Origin of the sequence: Sunxiuqinia rutila (assembly GCF_050589705.1) — a bacterium.
GTDB classification, from domain to species: domain Bacteria; phylum Bacteroidota; class Bacteroidia; order Bacteroidales; family Prolixibacteraceae; genus Sunxiuqinia; species Sunxiuqinia rutila.
On record NZ_JBNGOT010000002.1, the window covers coordinates 227,884 to 253,753 of the forward strand.

Consider the following 25,870-nt stretch of genomic DNA (forward strand, 5'->3'; position numbering starts at 1 on the left):
ATAAAACTACATGGAATTTTTAGCCTTTATTCACTGGAATATAGATCCTGAAATTTTTAGTCTTGGTCCAATATCTGTTCGATGGTACGGCCTGTTATTTGCCTTTGGCTTTTTATTTGGCTATTACCAGGCAGAGCGCATGTTTAAGTTTGAAAAGATTAATCCGGAGTGGTTGGAAAGTCTTTTTATCTATATGATTGTGGCCACGATTGTTGGCGCCAGACTCGGACATGTATTTTTCTATGGTTGGGACTATTATTCTCAGCATCCGGCTGAAATTCTGAAAGTATGGCACGGTGGACTCGCCAGTCATGGCGGTGCCGCCGGCATTTTTATTGCCTTAATGATTTGGAGCAAGAAAGTGTCCAAACGCTCGGTTTTCTGGGTTTTGGATCGGGTAGTGGTTCCTACTGCTTTAGTGGCTGCTCTGATTCGTACGGGTAACCTGATGAATTCTGAAATCTATGGAATTCAAACCAGCTTGCCTTGGGGAATGATCTTTGAGCGCAATGGTGAAACTGTTGCTAAACACCCAACCCAATTGTATGAAGCCTTTGCTTACCTGATAACTTTTGGAGTTATGCTTTATACGTATTGGAAAACCGATTTACGCAATCGTCAGGGATTCATTGTCGGCTTGTTCTTTGTAATGATCTTCCTGGCTCGCTTCTTCATCGAATTTATCAAAGAAGACCAGGAGGCTTTTGAAGCGGGAATGGCTTTGAATATGGGACAACTGCTAAGCATCCCATTTGTTCTGGGCGGTTTGTACCTGATGATCCGGGCTCTGAAAAGAGCTCCGGTTATCTATAAAAACTAATCGGAAAGAATCTTTTTAAATTCATCAACCGTTTTTTTGCGGCTTTTTAGTTGGTATAAATACAACTCCGTTTGTCTGCGGTATTGTGTTTTGTAGGATTGAGTAGCCCATTCAGCGGCTTCATTCAAATTGCCAATCATTTCACTGGCTACAGCCAAATTATATTCCAGCTTGCTTTTATCAGAAGCTTTGCTTGTGCGGTTTAAAATTGACTTCCAGTGATCGTAGGCTTTGCCCCAGTTGTTCTCCCGAATGGCTGATTCCAATAAGGCTGAATCGGCTTCTTTCAGAACAAAATAATTTCGTGCCTGGGTTTGCCATTGAGGTGCCAGCTTGGCGTCCAGTTCAAGTGCTACCTGAATTCCGGTTTCAATCAAAGCCTGTTTTACTGGAACCAACTGGTTGGTGAATAAATTTTTGGATGAATAGTCCTGCTCCTCCCAAAATATGGTGTCTCCCACCAAAAGCTGGATTAGAATTTCTTCGCGTGAAGGATCGTAGACCTTCACAACTGCATCGTATTTTGAATCGATGGAGGCCAGGTGGAAATCCGAATATGGACCTGGACCTAACATATAATCGGTCATGATTTTGTTGGTATAACGCTCCAGAACCAGCAAAGCATCGGTTTGATAGGTCTCACACACTTCGGTGACATAATCCCAATCCAAAGGCGGTAAAACCTTAAAATAGCTCTCAGTACGCGGTATATTTCGCTCTTCAGGAATGACCACATCATATCGTCCGGATTCAAACAGTAAATCAGCTAAAACCTTTAGAGTCGTATCTGAAGCTGAACTGTCCAAAACAGCGGCATCTACATTAAAAGCACGGCGGTAAAAATAGTTTTGCAGACTGTCTGCCGGGTAATTACCAAACTCATCAGTCAGACTCCGGTTCATCAAAGTCAGGCTAACAATGTCATTGGGTAGTAAAAACTCTGATGGCTTGGCCACCTCAATATAAACTGTCTTTAAACTTGTTGCACAAGAAGCCAAAAATAAAATACAAACAGCTAATGCTGAATACTTATAGAGTTTGTTGATATTCATAGTGTTATTCCATGCGTTAGTATATGCCCCAGAATTTTCTCAAAAACCATTCCAAAGCTAATAAAAATAGAAGGACAAAGAAGATCCATCTGACTGATAACAATTCGCGATAAATCTGCTGTTCAAGTTGATTGCTTTTTAAATTCGACTGTTCGTTTAGTTGTTCAATGAATTGATCGACTTGTTCTGCTAAATAAAAATTGCCCCCGGATTTTCGTGCCATTTGAGCTAATGACTGAAAGTTGGCCTCGGTATCAACCAATTCAATTTGAATACGGCTGACCGTAAAACTCCCGGACTCTTCATACGTCTTTTCTCCAAGAACGGTGCGAGCGGAGAATTCGTATTCACCAACAGGAAGCCGCCCCATATTTAATTGATATTTTTCACCTGCCTTATCAAAGACCGCTTCGTATTGCTGTCCATTTTTAGCAGTAAACTGAATGCTAATATCAGGAGAATTATCCAACTCGAAACTTTCATTAAACAATTCAGCCTGAAGAATTACAGGCACATCTTCTGCGTACTCGGTTTCATAAAAAAGATTGAAATTGTCTTCATTGTTTTTGAGAACCAAATAATATATCGCTTTTTGAATCCAGCTGTCAAAGTTTTGATGCGATCCATTCTTCAGGTAATTGTGAATGCGCCAGCGCCACAAGCCTTCACCTGCAATAAAACCTCTTTTTTTACCATTAACCCTTCCAAATGCCATTAATGGTCGGTTTGTTTCAATTGTCTGGATGGTCTGATTGGCCAAAACTTCCATGCCTGTATGGAGGTTTGCATCACCAAATGGAACCTGCAAAGGCGGAAAGCTCTCCAGCACTTGCAGTTCGGAAACATCAAAATGGAACAAGCTAAAGTCTTCCCGAAGTAGCGGAGTAGCTTGTTCAAAGCTGTTGCCCTGCAAAAACTCCAAGCCCGTTTGGAGCTCGTTAAAGCTAGCGATTGCTGTTTCTTGCCCAAGAATAAACAAAACGGGACGTCCACTTGCCAAAAGTTTTTGAAGCAAGGAAACAGATTCCGAAGTTTGATCAGGCAACTGGTGAACAACAACTAAATCCGAATGGCTAAAATCAAGCTCCGATTTTGGATTATGAATTAATTCGATTTCATACTTGGCTTCATTTTCCAAGGTTTTCATAAGAGCGCCAACATCCGGATGCGGTCCATGCGTTAAGATTAGAATATGTTGTTTTTCTGAAACGACATTCACGGAAAAATCAAAGCTATTGTTAGCCAGGTTTTGCTCCCCAGTCACGGTTTCCAGTTTTACCGAGTAGTTTGTGATTCCTTCATTTGTGGGTTTCAGGCTAATGTTTTCGGTAATGAAATAGTGGTCCGATTCTATGCGAATAGCCCGTGAATAGATGATTTTGCCAGATTCTTCTACGGTTAAATTAACTAGTTGCCCTGCTGCTTTTGTAAAGCTGAGATCAATTTCAGCAGCAAAAGGGCTATCTAAAAAGACCCTGGAATTATGAATCACTTTTCGAATGGCAGCATCGGTATGAATGGTCGTGTCGCCAAAACCAATAGCATAAATAGGGTAGTTTACTGTTTCAGAAATGAAAGCAGGATCGGTGCCCGAATTGAAAATTCCATCACCCAGAAGAACCAGAGCACCAACATCGGATGAAAGGTAGGATTGATCGATTTCATCAAACAGCTTGCTGTAATCTGACCGTTTTCCTGTAAAAGTTGGTTCTACTTCCCGAATAACCTCATTGTCAAATAAAATAACTTCGGGTGAATAGGCGTTTAGTTCTTGTTTCAAATAATTTTTCAGCGAAAGCACATCCTGCTGAAACGGAGATAAGGATTCGGAGTTGTCAATACCAATAATCAATGCGGGCTGGTATGACCGGTGTTTCAGGTACTTGACGGCTAATTGTAAAAATAGAACAGACAGCAAAAAAACGGAAATAAAACGCAAAGCACTTAAACTATACACTTGTCGCTCAGAAAGTGGAGAATTCTGGCCCGACTTCCAATACAGCATAAAGCTAAAAGCTCCTGCAAGAAGTAACGAAAACACAAGGATTCCAAAAGTATATGGTGAGTTGGCGTAGATTTCCAAAATTAAAATTTTATAAGTCTCCAAATTTAACACTCTTACGATAAACTTGCGAACGAAAACAAGGGAATCGTAGTCATATTCTTTGTTTGTGTAATCAAGTAAAATAAATCACGCATTTATGAGGCAGTACAGAGGTCATTTTTCCCAGGTCCTTGAAGGGATTTCATGAAGTTCTTAAAGCTTGCATTTTCTGAATTTGGATGAGCCAAATTTCAACAAACTATAAAATTTTCGAAGCCGGGAAGTAGGGTGATGCCAACCAATTAAAATAAGCTTCAATCCATGCGAAGTGCCCATTAAATGGAGGCTTCGTGATAATAGTGGCAGCTAATAATTTAAGAAAATTTTGTTGTTTTCAGACTAATTGTAAAACTGAATTTCGGAAATAAGCAGAAGGAAATTCCTTGGTGAATCGACATGAAAAAAGCGAAAGGCTGGCCTTTGGGCAGGGAGCGGGATTGGCCTGATGGCAGCAAGAATTTGCTGTATAATTAAATCCTATTGAAAGGATTGAACACCAGAGCAAAAAATATCCAAATACAAGTCGGGTGGAATTCATGGCTTTTTTTATCTTTAGTCCTTTATGGGCAAAGCGGCTTGGTTCGCAGAGTGACTATGCCTCATTTTTCAGAATTTAATTTTGAAGGATGGCTTCGCTTTTCTCAAATAAAATTCTGCTTCAAAAATCAAATATCCCTATACATGAAACGAAATGGTCGGATGAAATGGTGCTTAAAGTTAATTTTTGTGATTGTCTTAATGGTACCGTTGGCGGGCTATTCGCAATATTTCTCAACAGGGCAAGAGCCTGCAAATATTCGTTGGCGACAAATTAACACGGTCCATTTTCAATTAATTTATCCGGAAGATTACGAAGCGAAAGCCCAGCAGGTGGCTTCCATTTTTGAGAAAGTTTATGAGTTTGGCTACCGTACACTGGAGCATCCTCCAAGAAAAATATCTGTTATTCTACATACGCATACTGTTAAATCAAATGGTTTAGTGGCTTGGTCGCCAAAACGGGTAGAACTTTTTACGACACCTCACCAAGCCATTTATGCGCAGGATTGGCTGGAGCAATTAGCCATTCATGAATTTCGCCATGTTGTTCAGATGGATAAAATTCAACAGGAGCTCCCGGATATTCTTCCAATTTTGTTCGGCGAGCAAGCTGCAGCACTGGCTGTAGGGGCATATCTGCCTTTTTGGTTTATTGAAGGTGATGCCGTGGTAACAGAAACAGCTTTGTCGCATGCTGGCCGCGGAAGAAAGGCTTCCTTTCTTATGGAGAATAAAGCTCAGAGCATTGAAAACGGGCTCTATTCGTTTGATAAAGCCTACCTGGGATCGTATAAGGATTTTGTGCCTAACCGGTATAAGTTCGGATATTGGATGGTTGGCGGAGTGCGGCAGGCTTATGGTCCACAGGTTTGGTCCAGCATTTTAACAGAAATTGCCCGAAAGCCACTCTCCATTAGTCCTGTGAACCGAGTGTTAAGGCGTGAGACAGGCTTGAATCAAAAGGACTTGTATCAAAAACTTTTTGAAAACTACAAATCAAAATGGACAGATGAGCTCAGTCAATTGGAGCAAACCACGGTTCGTCCTCTAACACCAGTGCCTAAGTTCCCAACTCAATATACACAAGCTTATGCGCGGAATGATTCAACAATAATTGCCTATAAGCAAAGTCGATCGGATCTGGATCGGATTGTCAAAATAGTTTCGGGTAAAGAGCAAGTAGTAACAACTCCGGGACAAATTTTTCAAGAGTCATTTTCAGGAGAGGGAAATATGCTGATTTGGTCAGAACGACGGCCTGATGTACGATGGACGCATGCCGATCGATCTGTGATTGTGGTGTATAATATGGCCAATGGAAGGAAACAGGAATTCCGCTACGAGAACAAATTGTTTAGCCCTCGGATTTCATTGAAGCAGCTTCGTTTTGCAGCTGTTGAAGTAGACAAAACCAATCGATACTTTTTATCGGTTTTTAATTTAATTAGCGGCGAACGAATTCAGCAATTTGGCCTGGACGGAAATCCGTTCCTCTTCACGCCCTGCTGGGATCAGCAAGGAAATAAACTCTTTTTTGTGATGCTAACTTCTAATGGAAAATCCCTTGCCTCACTCAATGTAAATACCAGCGAGGTGACGAAACTGGTTGAAGGCGGGTTTCATGAAATCAGGAACCCTTATTTCGAAAATGGCACCATCTATTTTACAGGTTCCTTCACGGGCATTGACAATATTTATGCGTATCGTTTTGATTCAGGAAAAACGGAACAGTTAAGCTCAGTACCTTTTGGTGCCGACTATCCAATTCGACTTCAAAATGAAATCCTATTTAGTAACTATACATCTATGGGGTACCAGCTGGCAAATTTGAGCACAAGCCATTTTTTGAATAAGCCTCTGACTAATATTCAACCTAAAAAATACGAGTTGGCCAAAGCTCTGGCTCAGCAAGAAGGGAAGGTGCTTGATTTTGAACAAGAAGAAGACGTTACTTACCCCAGTAAGAAATACAATAAGTTGGCTCATATATTCAATTTTCATAGTTGGGCACCGGTTTATGTCGATGTTGACGATAATGAGGTCAGGCCAGGAGTTTCGCTGTTTTCACAAAATAAACTGGGCACGGCCGAAACACGTTTAGGCTATGAATACAATTGGGAAGAAGAAGCCGGCAAGTATATCCTGGGCTTTCAGTATTCCGGTTTTTTCCCGGTCTTCGATTTTGAATTGACTTCGGGAAAAAGAAATGCCGACTTTAATGTGATCAGACAAGTTTCTGTCCCAACAACAACCGGCTACACAATGGTCAATGATACGGTTAGGGAAAACATTGAATGGAAGGAGTTGGGCTTTAATGGGCAGGTTTTTATTCCATTACGGTTTAGTCAAGGTAAATATAGCCAATACATCCGTCCTGCTGTTGAGTATACCTATCAGAAAGTGGCGCACACCAGCACCACGCCGGAAGGCTTTTACAAGGGGTATTATCATTCGATAAGCTATCAGCTGTATTTGCAAAATACCATAGCTCGTTCCGAGTTGGATTTGCAGCCGCGTTGGGCGCAAATTGTAGACTTGAGCTACCGCGATGGACTGAGCGGAGGCAATGATGTTGGAAGTTTATCGGCCATTGAAAGTTACCTGTTTTTTCCGGGTTTGTTTGGCAACCACGGGATTAAGATTTACAATGGTTATCAGCAAAAAGAATCAGGCACTTCGGTGACTTTTGGCAATACTGTGCGTTTTCCCAGGGGGTATAACAGTTTTCAAAATAATGAAATGTACACTGGTGGAATCGATTATGTGATGCCCTTGTTTTATCCGGACTGGAACCTGGGACGCTTGCTGTACTTGAAGCGACTACGAACTTCTTTCTTTTTTGACTACAGCCAGGCCAATGGAAACATCTACTCCGACGAAGGAGAAATTGTTGCCCGTTATTCGTCCCAAATGAAGTCGCTTGGAGTTGAATTGATGGGCGATGGCCATTTTTTACGCTTAATTTCGCCCGTATCGGCTGGTGTTCGTTGTGCCTTTATTCCTGATTCGAAGAACTTTTACCTGCAGATGTTATTTTCTGTTAGCCTCGATTCACTTTGATCGTAAGGTGAGTACGGTAATTTCGGGCGCCATTTCCACACGCCCCAAAAGACCAACGCAGCCAAGTCCCCGGTTGACATATAAAAATTGGTTGCCTTTTTGGTACAGCCCTCCCCAGTATTGCTGAACAAAATACATGGGGCTAAACTCAATACCAGCCAGTTGTACGCCGGATTGAGCAGCATGTGTATGTCCGGAAAGCGTCAGGGAGATTGGGATGTCGGGAACCACTTTCTGTCCCCAATGGGCCGGGTCGTGTGTGAGCAGTATTTTAAACGATTCAGCGTTTGTTTCTTGCAGTGCTTGATCTAAATCGGCATATTGCGGGAAAGGCGGATGCCCCCAATTTTCAACCCCTACAATTTCGACCAACGACTTGTTCTTCACAACCTCTGCCGATTCATTTAGCAGCAAACGGAAACCGGCAACTTCGATTTTTTTAATCAAAGCCTGGTGGTTCTGTTTCTTTTCCTGCTGGTTCGGCCATTTTGTATAATCGCCATAATCGTGATTACCCAAAATGGCAAACTTGCCGTAAGTTGCTTTCATTGAGGCAAACTCTTCTTCAAATCCATTCATTTCCTGGGCATAATTATTAACCATATCGCCAGTAAACAGGATAAAGTCAGGATTGTATTGATTTATGGTCTTTGCTGTCTTTTTCAAAAAACGATCATTTTCAAAACTTCCTAAGTGAATGTCAGATAGCTGAACCACAACGGTTTTGTCGAGTGACTTGGGGAGGTCATGAAGATAAACTTCCTGCTCAACAACCCTTAACGATTTACGGCCAAACAGAATGCCATACCCCAGTGAAAGCATCAGACCAAAGCACAAAATTAAAGTACTCATGAGCATAACTCGTGCATAGTGCTGGGCTTTGAATAAACGAAACACCAAGGACACGACAAAAGCAACAGCTAAGAGGAACTTCGGAAGTAAATTGAAAAACGAAACAGAAATAACAAAGTAAAAGAATTGGTAATTCGGAGTCTCCCTGATTTTATCCGGATTTAAAAAGCCTGAAGCAAGGATGCCAACCAACAGGGCACTCATCAACCAGTAACCGTAACTGAACGTTTTTTTGACTTTGGGTTGCGGCAGTAGTTGCCTGATCGAAAAATAAGCCAATAATTCGATGATCAACACCAAGGCAAAAAAGATAAATACACCAGAGCTGGGAATTCCGCGCATGAGATAATTCTTTTGTTTCAGTTTAACAATTCAACCTGAAAATTTCGTGAGAGCGAATTTAAACAAGCTATTGAAAAAAAGACAATGGTTGAGACTGATTTTTCAAAATTTATAGACAAAGTCCAAATAATTGGCGAGCAAAGACCTAAAAAATGAAAAATCATAGAAAATAGCTGTTAATGCGCTGGATTGAATGAACCGACAGAAATGCCGACTGATGTGTAATCTGTTTATTTTCAACATGAAATACTGAAATGTTGGTGTTTTTAAGTTCCTGAGGTTTGAATATTTATTTTCACCTCGGGGATTTATCGTGAAAAACGCCAGCTGCCACTAGCTAAGGCTACAATATTGCTGGATCAAAAAACAGGAAACATAAAACACGAAAATAAGAAGTATGAAGCAAGAATATAATTCAGAAAAAAACGGCCAGCTAAAATTAGTAGGGTAGTTGTACTCGGTTTTCCGGGATGTTAATAGTATACAAAACTGAATTCACATTTTCATTCAATGCAAAAGAGGAGGGAAACACATATGTAACCCAAAAGAAGCTACAGGATTAACAAATAGCTCTTCGAGTGAGATTCTTCTAATTCAGTTTTGAAACTTCTCCATATCGTTAACCGACCGGTTAGTCTAGGGGTGTAAAGTGGGCGTTAATTAACAGTATATCAGTGACTTGTTGCTATCTATTTGAAGCTATTTATAGTTATTTTTGGGTATATCTCCGAAAAGCGCCCTTGTTGGTCATTTTTAGTAAACACACTATAATGATTTTCAGTTATTTATGAGTGTTGTCTTAAATATAGCTTTAAGGATATTGGCGTAATCTAAACACGATTGAATTCTTACTATTTACAAAAAAGAACTACTTGAGCGGTTAGAAGTGTTTTGAAATATGAATTTTATAGGTTAGTTTTGTAAAGAACTAGAATTCTCATTTATGAATAGCAGGATACAGCGTTTTATGGATCATAAAAGCATTACCGCTTCGGTACTGGCCGACACCATCGGTGTTCAGCGATCCAATGTTACACACGTACTTCATGGACGTAACAAACCAAGTTTTCAGTTTATCGCTAAACTATTGGAAACTTACCCTGAGATTAATGCCAAATGGCTGATTATGGGAACCGGAAGCATGCTGGAGCAGGAAGAGTCGCTCCTTCAGGAACAGTCCGGGCAACAGCAGCTATTTAAGGAAGAACCTAAGCAAGAGGAGCCTAGACCACCTGTAGAGGAAAAAAGGGAAGAACCCCTAACTGGTTTTGCTCAACCAATTGCTTTTGAGAACCGTATGCCCGATACCGATAAAACAAAGGAAATAGAGCGGATTGTTGTGTTTTACACCGATCAAACTTTTAAAGAATACGGTCCTTCAAAATAAATTTTTCTGGCTATCTTTGCCCGCGTATTATGTATCTGTGAAACGAGCCAGGCCAAGGCTAACAGGAATTGGCCGGTTTTATATAATGGCGAGTGACATGTGTTACTTTAAAAAATCAAATATTACAAACACATGAAAAAGACGGTTCAGGAACTACTTCTGGTTGATAATATTCAATTAAACCATGATAATTTCAAGCTAGTACTTCAGGCACCAACCAAATTACCTCAGATTTTTCCGGGGCAATTTGTTAATGTTGAAATTAAAAAGGCCACTGAAATCTTTCTAAGAAGACCCTTTTCGGTATTGGATGTCAATTACGAGAACAATACCTTTTCATTGCTGGTAAAAATATTAGGACGAGGCTCAAAAGTCTTGACAACCTACCAATCCGGCGATAAAATCAGTGTTATATTCCCATTGGGAAGCAGCTTTACGTTGCCGGATAAAAACGACCGGGTACTCCTGGTTGGTGGTGGCAGCGGTGTTGCCCCTATGCTTTTCTTAGCAAAAATATGTGGTTTAAAGCCCGAAAATGTTCATGTTATACTTGGAGCAAGGAGTCAGCAAGATCACATTGATATTAGTGCTTACAAAGCCTTTGGAAACTATTACTTCACGACTGAAGACGGAAGTCTGGGCGAAAAGGGATTTGTTACGCATCATCCTGTTTTTAGCCAGGAATTAAGTTCATTTGATAAAGTTTACACTTGTGGACCGGACTTAATGATGAAAGCAGTTGCCAAAGAAGCAGCTGACAAAAATATCTTTTGTGAAGTGTCGTTGGAGAATATGATGGCCTGTGGATTTGGCGTTTGCCTGTGCTGTGTAGAAAAAACAAAAGAAGGAAATAAATGTGTATGCACCGAAGGACCGGTATTTAATATTAATAAGCTAACATGGTAGATTTAAGTGTTCGTATAAAAGATTTAACGTTTAAAAATCCGGTTTTAACAGCCTCCGGAACGTGCGGATTTGGGGAAGAGATCGCTGATTTTATGGACTTGTCGAAGCTTGGTGGCATTGTGATGAAAGGAACCACGCTAAAGCCTCGTGAAGGGAATGATTACCCCAGGATGGCTGAAACCCCTTCTGGAATGCTTAATGCCGTTGGCTTACAGAACAAAGGGGTAGACAATTTTATTCAGAATATTTATCCCAATATAAAAGATATTGACAGTCAGTTCATCGTTAATGTTAATGGATCTACCATTGAAGAATATGTTGAACTGACGGAAAAAATCAATGAGCTGGATAAAATTCCGGCCATTGAATTGAATATTAGCTGTCCGAATGTAAAAGAGGGCGGAATGGCTTTTGGTGTTAGCTGTCCTTCTGCAGAAGCAGTTGTACGCGCAGTTCGTAAGGTTTATAGCAAACCCATGATTGTTAAATTATCACCCAATGTGACAAACATTGCTGAAATTGCAAAAGCAGTTGAAGGCCAGGGAGCTGATGCCGTATCGCTGGTTAATACCTTCTTAGGAATGGCCGTTGATGCAAACACCCGGAAGCCAGTATTATCTACCATCACAGGAGGACTTTCGGGGCCTGCGATTAAGCCAATTGCGCTGCGTATGGTGTGGCAGGTATATCAGGCCGTAAAGGTTCCTGTTGTTGGTATGGGAGGAATTATGAATGCCACTGACGCAATTGAGTTCATGCTTGCCGGTGCTTCAGCCGTTCAGGTGGGAACTGCGATTTTTATTGACCCAACCATTCCGGTTCAAATTGTATCAGGTATTCAGAGCTACATGGAAACGCATGGAATTCAGTCAGCCAGCGAGCTTACTGGCAGTTTACAAATATAAAATACAGAAGTTTACGTTTGTAAAATATGAAATACTTGAAATATACGGTACTTGTCATTCTTTTTGTTCTGTCTTATGGATCAAAGAGAATTAATAGGCAGAAACAAATTCCGGCTTATTATGAGCTCGAGATTAAAGGCCTGAACTACCGTATAAAAAATGATCTTTCAGATTTCGAATACTCCAAATACATCGACAAGCAAGTCAAACGTTTTATTCAGCGCTGGGAACTCAAAGGTGTTTCCATCGCTGTTATAAAAGACGAAAAACTAGTTTATGCCCAAGGGTTTGGCGAGGCCGATAAACAGGGCAATGAGGTGTATCCAGGCAGCCTTTTTCGCGTGGCCAGTGTGTCCAAGCTACTGACAGCCATTGCGATCATGCAATTGGTGGAAGAAAACCGCTTATCCTTATCTGATAAGGTTTTTGGCCCTGGAGCCATTCTTGATAACAGCCACTTTGAGCGAGTCCGCGATCAAAAACTATACAACATTACGGTTCGTAATTTGCTTGCGCACTCTGGCGGGTGGTCACAGCGGTATGGTGATCCGGCATTTCACTCCTTAAGTATTGCCGATATTGTTGGGGATACACCTCCCGCTACGATGGATACGTATTCAAAATATGTGGCCAGCCGACGACTTTCGTTTGCGCCAGGTACTCAAGTTTCATATTCCAACCTGGGCTACATGTTTTTGGGAGAGGTTATCTCCGCCATCAGTGGGAAAAGCTATGAAGACTATGTTCGGGACGAAGTTTTGATTCCAAACGGAATTGTCGATATGCACATCGGACGTAGCCACGTTGAATACCGTTATCCCAATGAAGTCGATTATTTTGAACAACGCGGAAGCCAGCAGATTTTTGCTTATGAAGGAACCGGAATCAAGGTTCCCAAGTCAGACGGAGGAAATCCAATTGAGCTTTTAGGAGCTGCCGGTGGGTGGATTTGTTCTTCGGTTGAATTGGCTCGCTTGTTGGTTTTAATTGACGGACACGAAGCGGTACGCGATATTTTACAAGACAGTTCAATTCTGGAAATGACAGACAATACTTACGCCCAAGGGCCTCTGGGATGGCGGGCAACTACTGATCACGGCACATGGGCGCGCACAGGCAGTATGGCCGGCTCTGTAGCCATGCTCAAACGCCAAAACGATGGCCTTAGCTGGATCTTTCTTTCTAACACCAGCAGCTGGAAAGGCTCGCGCTTTTCCTCCGAAATTAACCGTTTTATGGGCAACCTAACCCGGCGCGTAAAAGAATGGCCACAACAGGATTTGTTTAATTATTACCCGATTGAAACGCTTCCGCTGGCACTTAACTGAGAACCTGTTCTTCAGCATTATTCTGCGTTTACCCATTTCTTCTGATTTATTTTTTCCTATTTTTAACCGAAATCTGATAAGAGGAGGAATGATTTATGAAGTTATGTTTTTGTATCTGCTGTTTTCTAATTGCAGTATCTTCAAAGGGGCAGGAAACTTTTCAGTTTAAACAAATTGCTTGCGATTTTCCGGAAATTAAGGAATGTACGTACGATAAATTATTGGGAGAAAAGCTATCCATTAAGCTTGAACAGTTTAATCGGGTTTACACCAAAGAGGTTAATTGCGGTCCTCCCAACTATATTTCTTCCATTGAAATTCAAAAGCCCGACCTTTATTACTCCATCCAAAAGCTTACCAAGCACTACCGCAAGTGCAAAAAAAAGGATATCCTGTCTCAGGAAAAAATAGAGAAAGAGATGGTTGAAATTATCGACAAGTCGATTCTTATTTTTAATCAGCAAACAGATTCGGTTGAGCAGGAATTGAGGCAGGCTAACAATTCGGAAGATATTATTGGTGTTTTCGAGCGAATCATTATTGAATAACTGCAATTTGCTTCTAAATTATCTCATTACTTTAGCCAGCTCTTAAAAGAACATTGGTTTTCTCCAATTTTATTTAGCACATCCCATTTGGGAAGGCTTTGTTGACTTGAACTTTTCAATATCTAGCTTGTTGAATAAGTTGAATTTTCAAGAATAATCAAATGTTAAATAAATAATTTTGGAGTATGTCAGAGTTCAAGATCCTAATGCCTAAATTAGGCGAAAGTGTTCAGGAAGCTACAATTACCAAATGGTTTGTCAAAGAGGGAGATACAATTGAGGAGGATGATCCTGTGTTTGAAGTGGCAACCGATAAGGTAGATTCTGAAATCCCATCGCCAGTAGATGGCGTTATCTCAAAAATCCTATTCCAGGAAGATGCATTGGTTCCTGTTGGTGAAGTGGTTGCTATTGTTAAAATTGACGGCGATGTTGACGATACAACAGAAGATGCAGCACAAGCAACGGATAAAGAAACAGAAGCACCAGCACCGACTTCTGAGGTAGAAACAGAAGCGAAGGCCGAAGAAAGTCAGCCAGCAGAATCAGCTAAATCTGCAAGTGTTAAAACAACAGCTACACGCTTTTATTCTCCTTTGGTTAAAAGCATAGCCGAAAAGGAAAATATTAGCCTGGAGGAGCTCGAAACCATTCAAGGCTCGGGGCAAAATGGCCGTGTGCAGAAAAATGACCTGTTGAAATACCTGGAAGACAAAAAATCAGGTAAAGCGCAACCCGAAATTGCAACAACTGCCAGCACAAGCGAAGAAGTGAAACCTTCGGCTCCTAAAATCAGCCCATCAATTGGGGCCAATGAGCAGATCATTGAAATGGACCGCGTTCGTAAGCTGATTGCTGACCACATGGTACGGTCGAAGCAAACTTCACCTCACGTAACTTCTGTTGTTGAAGTTGATGTTACCAACCTGGTCCTTTGGAGAAAAAAGGTGAAAGATCAATTTCAGGAAAAATACGGCGAGAAAATTACATTTATGCCTGTGTTTACAGAAGCAGTAGCCAAAGCATTGATGGAGTTTCCAATTGTAAACTCCTCAGTTGATGGCGATAAAATCATCTTGCACAAGTCGGCCAATGTTGCAATTGCAGTAGCCAAACCCGATGGGAATCTGGTTGTTCCGGTGATTAAGGAAGCTGAGCAAAAGAATTTGCTGGGTATTACTAAAAACCTGAATGAACTGGCAGAAGGAGCCCGTAATAATAAGCTCAAACCCGATGCTTATCAGGGCGGAACCTTTACCATCACCAATTTTGGCTCTTTCCGAAATGTTATTGGAACCCCAATTATCAACCAGCCTCAGGTAGCTATTTTGGCTACAGGAACGATTGAAAAGAAACCGGCTGTCATGGAAACTCCAACTGGCGATGTAATTGTTGTCAGACACAAAATGTTCCTTTCGTTGTCCTACGACCATCGAATTATTGATGGAGCCATGGGTGGAGCTTTTGTCAGACGTATTGGTGATATTCTCGAGGCTTTCGATATCAATCGGGAAATTTGATCGGGATATTTTACTATTTACTAATCATTTAGAGATAATTTAGAAATGACAACCATACCTAAAGTATATTCAATAAAAGATACACCAAAGGAAACGCTCGAGTCATGGTTCAAACTAATGACTTTGGGACGGGCTATTGATGACAAGGCCCCCAATTACCTGAAGCAGGCTATTGGGTGGTCGTATCATGCGCCATATGCCGGACATGATGGTATTCAACTGGCTATTGGACAAATCTTTGAAAAGCAGAAAGATCATTTATTCCCTTACTACCGGGATATGCTAACAGCCTTTTCTGCTGGTTTAACCGCCGAAGAATTAATTCTGAATGGAATTTCAAAGGCAACCGACCCCTCCAGTGGTGGGCGTCATATGTCGAACCATTTTGCCAAGCCCGAATGGAATATTCACAATGTTTCATCGCTTACCGGAAATCATACCTTGCATGCAGTGGGCGTGGCCCGAGCCATCAAATATTATGGCGAAAAAGCGGTGTCCATTAGCTCGCAGGGAGAGTCGTCTTTGTCTGAAGGCTACGTGTATGAAGCTATTAACGGCGCTTCGAAGGAAAAGCTTCCGGTTATTTTTACGGTGCAAGATAACGGCTATGGAATTTCAGTTCCTAAGAAAGACCAAACAGCTGCACGCAAAGTGGCCAATAACTTCAAAGGCTTTAAAAACCTGCGCATTATTCATTGCAACGGAAAAGATGTTTTCGATTCGATGAATGCCATGACTGAGGCTAAACGCCATGTATTGGAGGCTGGGGAGCCGGTTATTGTGCAGGCCAACTGTGTGCGCATGCGTTCGCATTCCAACTCAGACCGGCATGACTTGTACCGCTCAGAGGCAGAACGTCAATACGTGCTGGAATATGATCCATTGGCTAAGTTCAGAAGGATGCTAATTCGCTATAAGCGTTTTACTGAAGAAGAAATTGTGGCGATTGAGGCCGAAGCTAAGGCAACCTTAAAAGCTGCTCACAAAGCGGCCTTGGCTGCTCCGGATCCGGACCCGGATTCAATCTTTGACTTTATATTGCCGGAAGCTTACACTTCTGAGAAATATCCGGAGGGCACCCACCAGGAAGAAGGCGAAAAGAAAAAGCTGATTACCGGCTTAAATGAAACACTAAAAGCTGAGTTTCACCATAACCCCGATACATTTATGTGGGGGCAGGATATGGCCAATAAGGACAAAGGAGGAATCTTTAATGTGTCGAAAGGGCTTCAGCAGGAGTTTGGTCCAAAACGAATTTTCAATGCACCTATTGCCGAGGATTTTATCATGGGAACGGCTAACGGGATGTCTCGATTTAGTGAGAAAATACGTGTTGTTGTCGAGGGAGCCGAATTTGCCGACTACTTTTGGCCTGCCATGGAGCAATATGTTGATTCAAGTCACGACTATTGGCGCTCCAACGGTAAATTTACACCCAATGTAACAATCCGTCTGGCATCAGGGGGCTATATTGGTGGCGGACTTTACCATTCACAAAATATTGAAGGCGCATTAACGTCCATTCCGGGAGTGCGAATTGTATATCCGTCTTTTGCAGATGATGCTGCCGGCCTGTTGCGCACATCAATTCGCTCGCGCGGAATGACTATGTTTATGGAGCCCAAAGCGCTGTATAACGATCCGAAGGCCGCAACGGTCATTCCGGAAGACTTTGAAGTTCCGTTTGGAAAAGCACGAACCCGTAGAGAAGGAAGCGATCTTTTCATTGTAACCTATGGAAATACAACGCATCACTGCCTGGAAGCAGCCGAAAAATTAGCTGAAGAAGGTATTGATGCAGAAGTTCTTGATTTAAGATCACTGGTTCCGATGGATAAAGAGGCTATTATTAACGGCGTGAAGAAGATCGGCAAAGTGCTTGTTGTTCATGAGGATAAAGTACATTCCGGCTTTGGTGCTGAAATTATGGCAACAATTATGGAAGAAGCTTTTGAATACCTGGATGGGCCGGTACACCGCATTGGATCACCATTTATGCCGGTTGGCTTCCATCCTATACTGGAACGTGCTATTTTGCCTAATGCAACTAAAATTTACGATGCTGCCAAAAGTATCGTTGCTTACTAAAATCAGAAAATATGAGTACTGCAATTATCTATAGTTTTACCTCAAATAAAACCGCGAAGGCCGGCGAGAAGATTGTCGCTGCTATCGGTAAATCATTTGAAACAACCACGGTAGATGCCGATCAATTGACAGAGGAAGAATTTCTTGCTTACAATCAACTGATTCTTGGTGTGCCTACCTGGTTTGACGGAGAGTTGCCCCATTACTGGGATGAGTTTGTTCCAGCGATTGAAGAAATGGACTTGAAAGGCAAGAAGGTTGCTATTTACGGGTTGGCCGATCAAGTTGGCTACCCGGAGAATTTTGCTGATGGCATTGGCATCCTGGGACGCTTGATGCGTGAGCGTGGTGCCGAACTTGTAGGTGAAACAGCCATCGAAAGTTACAAATTTGAATCATCTCATGCTATTGAGAATGATAAGTTTATGGGCTTGGTGCTTGATCAGGAAAATCAAGCCAGACTGTCTAAAAAGCGAATCGAAAATTGGGTAGAAGACCTGAAAAATATTTTCAAGTAGACTCTGACAGCTATTCGAAAGTGATGAAGCATGGGCTGTTTAGTCCATGCTTTTTTGTTTGAACAGGATATTAAAACACTAATTGAAATACAATGAAAACAATTAAGCAGAAAAAAGTTATTGCCTTGGTTGCTCACGACAACCGGAAAAAAGACATGATGGAATGGGTGTCATACAACTGGAAGGAATTGGTATTTCATAACCTCATTTGCACCGGAACAACGGGTAAGTTAATTCAGGAAACACTTTCAATGAAGTGCCATGAAAATGAGCTTATTCCGCCTGAAGTTATTCGGCTTAAGTCTGGCCCGCTTGGGGGAGACCAGCAGTTGGGGGCCTATATTGCTGAAGAAAAGGTAGATATGCTGATTTTTTTCTGGGATCCAATGCAGCCACAGCCTCACGACGTTGATGTTAAAGCCTTGCTACGCATATCCACCCTATACAATATTCCCGTAGCAACTAATCGTTCAACAGCGGATTTTATAATCTCATCGAAATTGTTCCATGAGAAGTACAATCCATTAATAAAGGACTATTCTACTTACATTTTGCGCAGTGTAGATATGTAAATTAGTGATAATAATTTGCTAAATGCGCATTGTGTTGAAATGTGAATTATTCAATCCTAATACCTTTAATCACTTGACCTGCAGTGTATTTGGCAGTTCACATTTGTGACATTAGTTTTGTGGCGTCAGTTTTGATTTAACTGTAATCATCTAAGGGCAAGATTGCTCTTCAACAAACTGGCCAGTGCCAATAGTTGAAGTATGGCCTGGAAGATTTAATTTTATAAAGGGATGATGATGCAGTTTGATGAATGGAAAGATCAAGTGCGATAGAAAAGCGGATATAACTGCAGAAGTATGCTGTTTATTAGAAAACATAATTAACTGCCTGAGCTTTTAATATTCTAAGTGATCCTTACCATTGATAAGAAATACCGGAATGCCATGGGTAGTCAGATTTAGAACTAATTTCTAGGATAATTAATCGCAACCAAGGTACTTGATACTAGTTTGTGCAATGTGGGCATCGTCCGATGAATTAAGGATCCTTTTATTTGGAGACTATAGTTTTGAGTTGGATTAACTAATTGGAAGGAAGATATCATTGTTGTAGCAAAATGAAATATAAATGCTTAATCCATAAATTGAGGTTTTCAAATTTAACAAAAATAATTGTCCTATAGTTGATATTATGTTATTTTTGTGTATTCAAAAAAAGGAGAGCGAAAACTCTCCTTTTAATTTAGTCTATTATTGTTGTAATTCTTCCAACTTAGCGTTAACCGTATCAAACTGATCCATCATTTTCAATCGGTAATAAACCGTTTTTAAGGTTTCCAACGCACTCATTTGAGTATCTTTTTCATTGGCAGCAGCTGCATATTTTGCGGCATTTTCCATTGGCTCAAGAGCTTTTTTGAACTCGATGTCAGCTTTTTCTTTTTCCTCTTCAAATTTCTCAGGCTGATTGGTTGGCACATCATTGGCCACTTCAATCTGCTTAACTCCTTTGTTGTAATAAATAGCACCTAAGTTATAATAAGCATCTGCGTAATCTTCTTTTATTTCAATGGCTTTCTTATAAGCTTCTACTGCCTTATCCAACTCATTGATTTTATCATATAAAGACCCGCGTGCGAAGTGAAATGAAGCATTGTTTGGATCGTTTTCAATCGCCAGCTCCAGGTATTTCATCGCCTCATCTACCTTGTTTGAATTCAGGTAGATATTGATTAACTGAACCATAATCGAGCTATTATCCGGGTACTTTTCAAAACCTTCTTGCAATGCTTCAACAGCATTCACAGTGTCTTGTTTTAAGATATAGCTTGAAGAAATTAGCTCATAAGTACGTGCTCCATTGTAATCATGCTTAGCTGCTTCCTCGTAGTATTTGATGGCTTCATCGTATTTCTCTGCATTGTAAGCTGCAAGACCGGCATTGAAAATAATAACCGTATCAACAGCTTGTGGATTTTCAGCATCAACCATTAATGGCAAATCCTGAATTTCAAGAATTTGCTTAAATGACTGTAAAGCAAGCTCATAATTATTGTCATGGAAAGCTTGAACGGCCTGATCTGTAAAATCAGAAATCAACAAGGTCAGCTTAATTTTGATGCTGTTGTCGTTTCTGTCTTTTTCATCCAGGTCCAGTGCCTTTTTGTACGATTTTAAGGCTTCTGCCAGAGGATTGTCTGACAACTTCTTAATATTGGCATCTTTACTCTGGTAAACGGCTTGAAAAATCTCACCTCTAACTTCCCAAGTTTTGGGCCAATCTAAGGTTTTTTCAGATTTCTCATTACTCGGATCAATCGTCATTTCGATTGTTTCAACCGCCTTATCGAGCTTTCCGCCATCCTTATAGCTTTGAGCGCTGGACACCTTCCCTTTCTGGGCAAATCCAGCTGTTACTGAAAGTATAAGTACAAATAGAAAAATTGTTTTCTTCATCATTCTTATTTTTAGATTTTTTTTACAAATTTAATTTTTTTACTATCATTTCAAATCAAGATAGTAAAATGCCTTATAATTCATTTTCAGTGTTTTCTTCTGTATCTGGAGCATCCAGAATTTCTGGATTTTCAATTATTTCACCGTCTTCTTCTTCAATTTCGCCATTACTCTCAAAGGTAACGCGGGCAACTGAAGCAATTCGGTCTTCATCTTTCAGGTTAATTAAACGAACTCCTTGAGCTGCACGGCCCATAACGCGCAATGAAGAAATAGGTAGGCGAATTGTCAAACCGTTTTGAGTGATAATCATCAAATCATTTGCGTCAATGACACTCTTAATGGCAATTAATCCACCTGTTTTTTCGGTTATGTTAATTGTTTTAACTCCTTTTCCTCCTCGGTTTGTGATTCGATAACCGTCAATACTTGAGCGTTTACCGTATCCTTTTTCAGAAACAACCAGAACGTCTTCGGACTCATTCTCTACACAGATCATGCCAACGACTTCATCTTGCTCATTTCCAAGGGTAATACCGCGTACTCCGGATGCCGTTCTTCCAATCGAGCGAACGATGTCCTCGTGGAAACGGATAGCTTTACCTGATTTTACAGCAATCATAATATCTTGTTTGCCGTTTGTCAATCGCGCTTCCAGCAGTTGGTCTCCTTCTCGAATCGTGATGGCATTTACTCCATTCTGACGGGGACGAGAATAAGCTTCAAGCGAAGTTTTCTTGATAATACCTTTTTTGGTACAAAGAATAATAAAGTTATTGTTGATGTACTCCTCATCGTCCAAACGCTTCACTTTATTGAAAGCCAACACTTTGTCGTCTGGTTCAATGTTTAGTAAGTTCTGAATTGCACGTCCTTTGGATGTTTTTGTTCCTTCCGGAATTTGATAAACTTTCAACCAGAAGCATTTACCTTTCTCGGTGAAAAGTAACAAGGTATTGTGCATGGTGGCAATAAACATGTGTTCCAGGAAGTCTTCATCTCTGGTAGCACCTCCTTTTGAACCTTTACCTCCCCTGCCCTGTGTTTTGAATTCAGTCAGCGGCGTACGTTTAATATAGCCCATGTGTGAAATGGTTATTACCATTTCCTCGTCTGCATAAAAATCTTCCGGGTTAAATTCTTCGGCATTCGGAACAATTTCTGTCTTCCGCTCATCACCGTATTTGGCCTTCACTTCGGACAGTTCGTCTTTGATGATTTGCATACGCAGTGATTCGTTGGCCAGAATTTCGCGGCAGCGCTCAATGAAAGCCATAACTTCTTGATATTCTGAACGCAACTTATCTTGCTCCAGACCAGTTAGCTGACGAAGACGCATTTCAACAATGGCGCGTGCCTGAATTTCAGAAAGTTCAAACTTCTCCATCAAGCGTTCTCTGGCTTCATCCGGAGTTTTTGAGCTTCGAATCATGGCAATAACTTCATCAATATTATCGCTCGCAATAATCAAACCTTCCAGAATGTGTGCACGCTTTTCGGCCTGTTCCAGTTCAAACTGAGTCCGTCGTACAACAACATCGTGCCGGTGCTCCACAAAGTGATGAATCAAATCTTTCAGATTCAACATTCTGGGACGACCTTTTACCAAAGCAATGTTGTTTACACTAAAGCTGGTTTGAAGCTGAGTGTATTTGTAAAGTTTATTTAGTACAACATTCGATATTTCGTCTTTCTTCACATCTACAACGATGCGCATTCCATCGCGGTCTGACTCATCGTTGATATTCGAAATTCCTTCGATCTTCTTATCATTAACCAACTCGGCAGTTTTCATAATCAATTCTGCCTTGTTGACCAGGTAAGGAATTTCAGTAATAATAATTTTTTCGCGTCCGTTAGGTTGTACTTCAACGTGAGCTTTCCCACGTAAAACAATACGTCCACGGCCTGTTTCGTAGGCATCTTCCACGCCTTTATAACCATAAATAACACCTCCAGTTGGGAAATCGGGGGCTTTTATAACAGATGTAAGTTCTGAAATTTCAATTTCCCGGTTGTCAATGTATGCCACGATGGCATCAATTGTGTCAGATAAGTTATGAGGAGGCATGTTGGTAGCCATTCCGACAGCAATCCCTGAAGCACCATTCACCAAAAGGTTAGGAATTCGGGTTGGTAGTACGGTTGGTTCATTCAACGACTCATCGAAGTTTGGTTGAAAATCAACCGTGTTTTTATCCAAATCCTGTAGAATTTCTTCTGCAATTTTTGCCAAGCGTGCTTCGGTATAACGCATTGCAGCCGGACTGTCCCCGTCAATGGATCCGTAGTTTCCTTGTCCATCAACCAAAGGATACCTCAAAGACCACTCTTGTGCCATCCGCACCATTGTGAAATAAACAGAAGAGTCACCATGTGGGTGATACTTACCAAGTACCTCCCCTACGATTCTTGCAGACTTTTTGTAGGAACGGTTCGATAATATACCTAACTCGCTCATTCCAAACAGCACACGCCTGTGAACAGGTTTCAATCCATCACGTACATCGGGCAATGCCCGTGACACAATGACTGACATCGAATAGTCGATGTAAGCAGATTTCATCTGCTCTTCAATATTTATTTTTATAATTTTTTCGCCTTCAGCCATTTAATCCTCCTTTTAAAGAAATTTTATGTTGAAAAATTTTGACTTACAAAAATATAAAAATACTAATAAAATCAGCCATTATAAGTGGTATTAATTAGACTTCTTCAAACAAGATTTTAACAAGTCAATGTTTAAAAATCCTATTGATTCAAGTTCCGTGTCTTTAAATATTGCTTACTTTTACTTTGAATTTCTGTTTCCAGTTCAAAAAGCCGAAATCCAACATTTCGGAATAGTATTTGTTAAAACAGAAATAACTTACAAATTTATATTAAGGACATTTCAATTATGGATTCTCAATTCTCACCAAGAATAAAAGATGTTCTGACCTATAGCCGTGAAGAGGCCATCAGGTTAGGAAATGAGCAGATTGGACTTGAGCATATTTTTCTGGGAATTTTGAGAGAGGGAGAAGGGATAGCAATTGATATACTCACCAATTTGGGAGTAAATTTATCTGAAATCAAAGAAGCCATTGAATCTGCGCTTCGTACCGATAATATTATTGATCCACAAGCTTCCGTTCAACTCTTAAAATCAGCTGAAAAAGCGCTCAAGCTTGTTTATCTTGAAGCACGTGCATTCAACAGCTCAACAATTAATACGGGCCATTTATTATTGGCGCTGTTAAAAGACAAAGACAGTCAGATTTCAACCTTGCTGAGCGAATTTCATGTTAACTATTACATTCTAAAGTCAAGGCTTGAGGATTACAAACAGCCGGAAGCTAAATCAGACTTTGGAGATGAAGAAGATATGGATGATCCGTTCTCAAAGCAGCAACCCCCGTCAGGTTCATCTTCAAAAAAATCAAGTAGCTCAAAATCAGAAACTCCGGTACTGGACAACTTTGGGATTGACATAACCAAAGCTGCAGAGGATAACAACCTGGATCCCATTGTAGGACGGAGCAAAGAAATTGAACGACTGGCACAAATTTTATCGCGTCGCAAAAAGAATAATCCGATTTTGATTGGAGAGCCGGGAGTTGGTAAATCTGCAATTGCAGAAGGCTTAGCTATCCGTATTATTCAAAAGAAAGTTTCCAGGGTGCTGTTCGACAAGCGAGTTGTGAGTCTGGACATTGCTTCAATTGTGGCCGGAACTAAATATCGGGGACAGTTTGAGGAACGCATGAAAGCCATTTTGAATGAGCTTTCCAAAGTGAATAATGTCATTTTGTTCATCGACGAAATTCACACCATTGTAGGTGCCGGAGGAGCAACCGGATCGCTTGATGCAGCCAATATGCTGAAACCAGCGCTTGCACGTGGCGATATTCAATGCATAGGTGCCACAACCCTTGACGAATACCGCCAGCACATTGAGAAAGATGGTGCACTGGAGCGTCGTTTCCAGAAAGTTATGGTTGAACCAACTTCGGTTGATGAAACCATTGAAATTCTGAATAACATTAAGGAACGCTATGAAGATCACCACAATGTCATTTATTCAGATGATGCCATTAAAGCTTGTGTCAAGTTAACGGCGCGGTACATTACCGACCGGTACTTACCGGACAAGGCCATTGATGCGCTGGATGAAGCTGGTTCCAGGGTTCATATTGCCAACATCAATGTTCCGGAACGCATTGTCAAGCTGGAAGAAAAGATTGAAAGCACGCGCGAAGAGAAAATAAAAGCCGTAAAAAGTCAAAACTTTGAAGTGGCTGCCAACCACCGGGATAAGGAAAAAAACCTGCTTCAGTTACTGGATCAGGAAAAAGAAGCCTGGGAAAAGGAACTTATCAGCCATCGCGAGGTCGTTGAAGAGGAAAAAGTGGCCGAAGTGGTTGCTATGATGTCAGGCGTTCCGGTTCAACGAATAGCCCAGGCAGAGGGTATTCGACTGATGAACATGGGAGCTATGCTAAAAGGAAGTGTGGTTGGTCAGGATGACGCCATTGCCAAGATTGTGAAGGCAATCCAACGTAACCGTGCTGGCCTGAAAGACCCCAACAAACCAATTGGGTCCTTTATTTTCCTGGGACCTACGGGTGTTGGTAAAACCCAGTTAGCCAAAGTATTGACCAAATACTTGTTCGACAGTATTGATTCGCTAATTCGCATTGACATGAGCGAGTACATGGAGAAATTTGCTGTTTCGCGACTGGTGGGTGCACCTCCGGGGTATATTGGCTATGAAGAAGGCGGACAATTGACTGAAAAAGTACGGCGCAAGCCCTACTCCGTTGTTTTGCTGGATGAGGTTGAGAAAGCGCATCCCGATGTTTTTCACCTTCTGCTTCAAGTGCTTGACGAAGGTCGTTTGACTGACAGTTTGGGACGCAATATTGATTTCAAAAATACCATCATTATAATGACCTCCAACATTGGCTCACGTCAATTGAAGGACTTCGGGCGAGGCGTTGGATTCTCAACACCAAAAACGGCAGAAGAAGAAAGTGATCATGCCAAGTACATCGTTCAAAAGGCATTGAAACGTGCCTTTGCTCCGGAATTCTTAAACCGGATTGACGATGTTATCATGTTTAATACGCTTTCAAAAGAAGATATCTCTAAAATTATTGATATCGAGTTGAAAGAACTTTACGAACGCGTGGAAGCATTGAATTATAAGCTGAAAATCTCGAAGACAGCCAAGGACTTCATTGCCGAAAAAGGCTATGATGCGCAATATGGCGCACGTCCGCTAAAACGGGCAATTCAGAAATACCTGGAGGACGAAATGGCCGAGGTAATCATTAAGGCCTCTATTTCGGAGGGTGATACGATTTCAATTGGCTACGATAAGAAGAATGATAAAATAAAGGTTCGCATACTTGCAACCAATGACAAAGCAGAATAAGTACTCAATGAAA

17 protein-coding genes are annotated in these 25,870 nt (G+C 41.1%); 12 read left to right on the top strand and 5 right to left on the bottom strand.

The genetic code is table 11. The features are described from left to right. Positions 1-10 precede the first annotated feature (10 nt). Positions 11-820, top strand: coding sequence for a prolipoprotein diacylglyceryl transferase (gene lgt / locus ACRD6K_RS02845; protein WP_430971987.1), 810 nt, complete (start codon positions 11-13; stop codon positions 818-820). Here lgt and ACRD6K_RS02850 read toward each other — a convergent pair. Together ACRD6K_RS02850 and ACRD6K_RS02855 are read right to left on the bottom strand one after the other, a co-directional pair. Then, complete coding sequence (locus ACRD6K_RS02850; protein WP_430971988.1) at positions 817-1,872, bottom strand: DUF6340 family protein; 1,056 nt, start codon at positions 1,870-1,872, stop codon at positions 817-819. The genes lgt and ACRD6K_RS02850 overlap by 4 nt on opposite strands. A 16-nt stretch (positions 1,873-1,888) precedes the next feature. Further along, the gene (locus tag ACRD6K_RS02855) at positions 1,889-3,955 is read right to left on the bottom strand and encodes a hypothetical protein (RefSeq protein ID WP_430971989.1); all 2,067 of its coding nucleotides are present in this window, start codon (positions 3,953-3,955) and stop codon (positions 1,889-1,891) included. A gap of 702 nt (positions 3,956-4,657) precedes the next feature. Here ACRD6K_RS02855 and ACRD6K_RS02860 point away from each other — a divergent pair. Then, a complete protein-coding gene (locus ACRD6K_RS02860) occupies positions 4,658-7,576 on the top strand; it encodes a TolB-like translocation protein (RefSeq protein WP_430971990.1) in 2,919 nt (972 codons plus the stop codon). Here ACRD6K_RS02860 and ACRD6K_RS02865 read toward each other — a convergent pair. Beyond that, a complete protein-coding gene (locus ACRD6K_RS02865) occupies positions 7,568-8,770 on the bottom strand; it encodes a metallophosphoesterase (RefSeq protein ID WP_430971991.1) in 1,203 nt (400 codons plus the stop codon). The two genes, ACRD6K_RS02860 and ACRD6K_RS02865, sit on opposite strands and share 9 nt — an antisense overlap. Before the next feature lie 943 nt (positions 8,771-9,713). On the opposite strand from ACRD6K_RS02865, the gene ACRD6K_RS02870 reads away from it, so the two are divergent. From ACRD6K_RS02870 to ACRD6K_RS02910, 9 genes are all read left to right on the top strand, one after another. Then, positions 9,714-10,157 carry a helix-turn-helix domain-containing protein gene (locus ACRD6K_RS02870; RefSeq protein ID WP_430971992.1) on the top strand — a complete coding sequence of 148 codons (444 nt, stop codon included), beginning with the start codon at positions 9,714-9,716 and terminating at the stop codon, positions 10,155-10,157. 132 nt (positions 10,158-10,289) lie between these two features. Beyond that, positions 10,290-11,063 (top strand): dihydroorotate dehydrogenase electron transfer subunit, encoded by a 774-nt coding sequence (locus ACRD6K_RS02875; RefSeq protein ID WP_299577746.1) that lies wholly within the window; start codon positions 10,290-10,292, stop codon positions 11,061-11,063. Continuing rightward, a complete protein-coding gene (locus tag ACRD6K_RS02880; protein WP_299577747.1) occupies positions 11,057-11,968 on the top strand; it encodes a dihydroorotate dehydrogenase in 912 nt (303 codons plus the stop codon). Before ACRD6K_RS02875 ends, ACRD6K_RS02880 begins: the two co-directional genes overlap by 7 nt. Before the next feature lie 26 nt (positions 11,969-11,994). Continuing rightward, positions 11,995-13,296 (top strand): serine hydrolase domain-containing protein, encoded by a 1,302-nt coding sequence (locus tag ACRD6K_RS02885; protein WP_430971993.1) that lies wholly within the window; start codon positions 11,995-11,997, stop codon positions 13,294-13,296. 95 nt (positions 13,297-13,391) lie between these two features. Next, positions 13,392-13,844 (top strand): hypothetical protein, encoded by a 453-nt coding sequence (locus ACRD6K_RS02890; RefSeq protein ID WP_299577749.1) that lies wholly within the window; start codon positions 13,392-13,394, stop codon positions 13,842-13,844. A 185-nt stretch (positions 13,845-14,029) separates the two neighbouring features. Continuing rightward, positions 14,030-15,364, top strand: coding sequence for a dihydrolipoamide acetyltransferase family protein (locus ACRD6K_RS02895; protein WP_430971994.1), 1,335 nt, complete (start codon positions 14,030-14,032; stop codon positions 15,362-15,364). A gap of 45 nt (positions 15,365-15,409) precedes the next feature. Beyond that, positions 15,410-17,452 (top strand): alpha-ketoacid dehydrogenase subunit alpha/beta, encoded by a 2,043-nt coding sequence (locus ACRD6K_RS02900; protein ID WP_430971995.1) that lies wholly within the window; start codon positions 15,410-15,412, stop codon positions 17,450-17,452. A gap of 11 nt (positions 17,453-17,463) precedes the next feature. After that, positions 17,464-17,970 (top strand): flavodoxin, encoded by a 507-nt coding sequence (locus tag ACRD6K_RS02905; protein ID WP_299577752.1) that lies wholly within the window; start codon positions 17,464-17,466, stop codon positions 17,968-17,970. Between the two features lie 92 nt (positions 17,971-18,062). Then, the gene (locus ACRD6K_RS02910; RefSeq protein WP_430971996.1) at positions 18,063-18,542 is read left to right on the top strand and encodes a methylglyoxal synthase; all 480 of its coding nucleotides are present in this window, start codon (positions 18,063-18,065) and stop codon (positions 18,540-18,542) included. Positions 18,543-19,232: 690 nt separating this feature from the next. Here ACRD6K_RS02910 and ACRD6K_RS02915 read toward each other — a convergent pair. Both ACRD6K_RS02915 and gyrA read right to left on the bottom strand, forming a co-directional pair. Then, the gene (locus ACRD6K_RS02915) at positions 19,233-20,441 is read right to left on the bottom strand and encodes a tetratricopeptide repeat protein (RefSeq protein WP_299577754.1); all 1,209 of its coding nucleotides are present in this window, start codon (positions 20,439-20,441) and stop codon (positions 19,233-19,235) included. Positions 20,442-20,511: 70 nt separating this feature from the next. Beyond that, positions 20,512-23,049: a DNA gyrase subunit A gene (gene gyrA / locus ACRD6K_RS02920; protein WP_430971997.1), complete on the bottom strand. Its 2,538-nt coding sequence runs from the start codon at positions 23,047-23,049 to the stop codon at positions 20,512-20,514. A 288-nt stretch (positions 23,050-23,337) separates the two neighbouring features. Between gyrA and ACRD6K_RS02925 the strand changes: the two genes are divergently transcribed. Then, on the top strand, positions 23,338-25,857 hold the full coding sequence (locus ACRD6K_RS02925; protein ID WP_430971998.1) for an ATP-dependent Clp protease ATP-binding subunit: 2,520 nt from the start codon (positions 23,338-23,340) through the stop codon (positions 25,855-25,857). Positions 25,858-25,870 lie beyond the last annotated feature (13 nt).

Coding starts and splice junctions, on each gene's coding strand:
- ACRD6K_RS02910 (WP_430971996.1), top strand. CDS start 18,063: ATGAAAACAATTAAGCAGAAAAAAGTTATTGCCTTGGTTGCTCACGAC.
- ACRD6K_RS02850 (WP_430971988.1), bottom strand. CDS start 1,872: ATGAATATCAACAAACTCTATAAGTATTCAGCATTAGCTGTTTGTATT.
- ACRD6K_RS02905 (WP_299577752.1), top strand. CDS start 17,464: ATGAGTACTGCAATTATCTATAGTTTTACCTCAAATAAAACCGCGAAG.
- ACRD6K_RS02890 (WP_299577749.1), top strand. CDS start 13,392: ATGAAGTTATGTTTTTGTATCTGCTGTTTTCTAATTGCAGTATCTTCA.
- ACRD6K_RS02865 (WP_430971991.1), bottom strand. CDS start 8,770: ATGCGCGGAATTCCCAGCTCTGGTGTATTTATCTTTTTTGCCTTGGTG.
- ACRD6K_RS02870 (WP_430971992.1), top strand. CDS start 9,714: ATGAATAGCAGGATACAGCGTTTTATGGATCATAAAAGCATTACCGCT.
- ACRD6K_RS02925 (WP_430971998.1), top strand. CDS start 23,338: ATGGATTCTCAATTCTCACCAAGAATAAAAGATGTTCTGACCTATAGC.
- lgt (WP_430971987.1), top strand. CDS start 11: ATGGAATTTTTAGCCTTTATTCACTGGAATATAGATCCTGAAATTTTT.
- ACRD6K_RS02915 (WP_299577754.1), bottom strand. CDS start 20,441: ATGATGAAGAAAACAATTTTTCTATTTGTACTTATACTTTCAGTAACA.
- ACRD6K_RS02875 (WP_299577746.1), top strand. CDS start 10,290: ATGAAAAAGACGGTTCAGGAACTACTTCTGGTTGATAATATTCAATTA.
- ACRD6K_RS02885 (WP_430971993.1), top strand. CDS start 11,995: ATGAAATACTTGAAATATACGGTACTTGTCATTCTTTTTGTTCTGTCT.
- ACRD6K_RS02860 (WP_430971990.1), top strand. CDS start 4,658: ATGAAACGAAATGGTCGGATGAAATGGTGCTTAAAGTTAATTTTTGTG.
- ACRD6K_RS02900 (WP_430971995.1), top strand. CDS start 15,410: ATGACAACCATACCTAAAGTATATTCAATAAAAGATACACCAAAGGAA.
- ACRD6K_RS02880 (WP_299577747.1), top strand. CDS start 11,057: ATGGTAGATTTAAGTGTTCGTATAAAAGATTTAACGTTTAAAAATCCG.
- ACRD6K_RS02895 (WP_430971994.1), top strand. CDS start 14,030: ATGTCAGAGTTCAAGATCCTAATGCCTAAATTAGGCGAAAGTGTTCAG.
- gyrA (WP_430971997.1), bottom strand. CDS start 23,049: ATGGCTGAAGGCGAAAAAATTATAAAAATAAATATTGAAGAGCAGATG.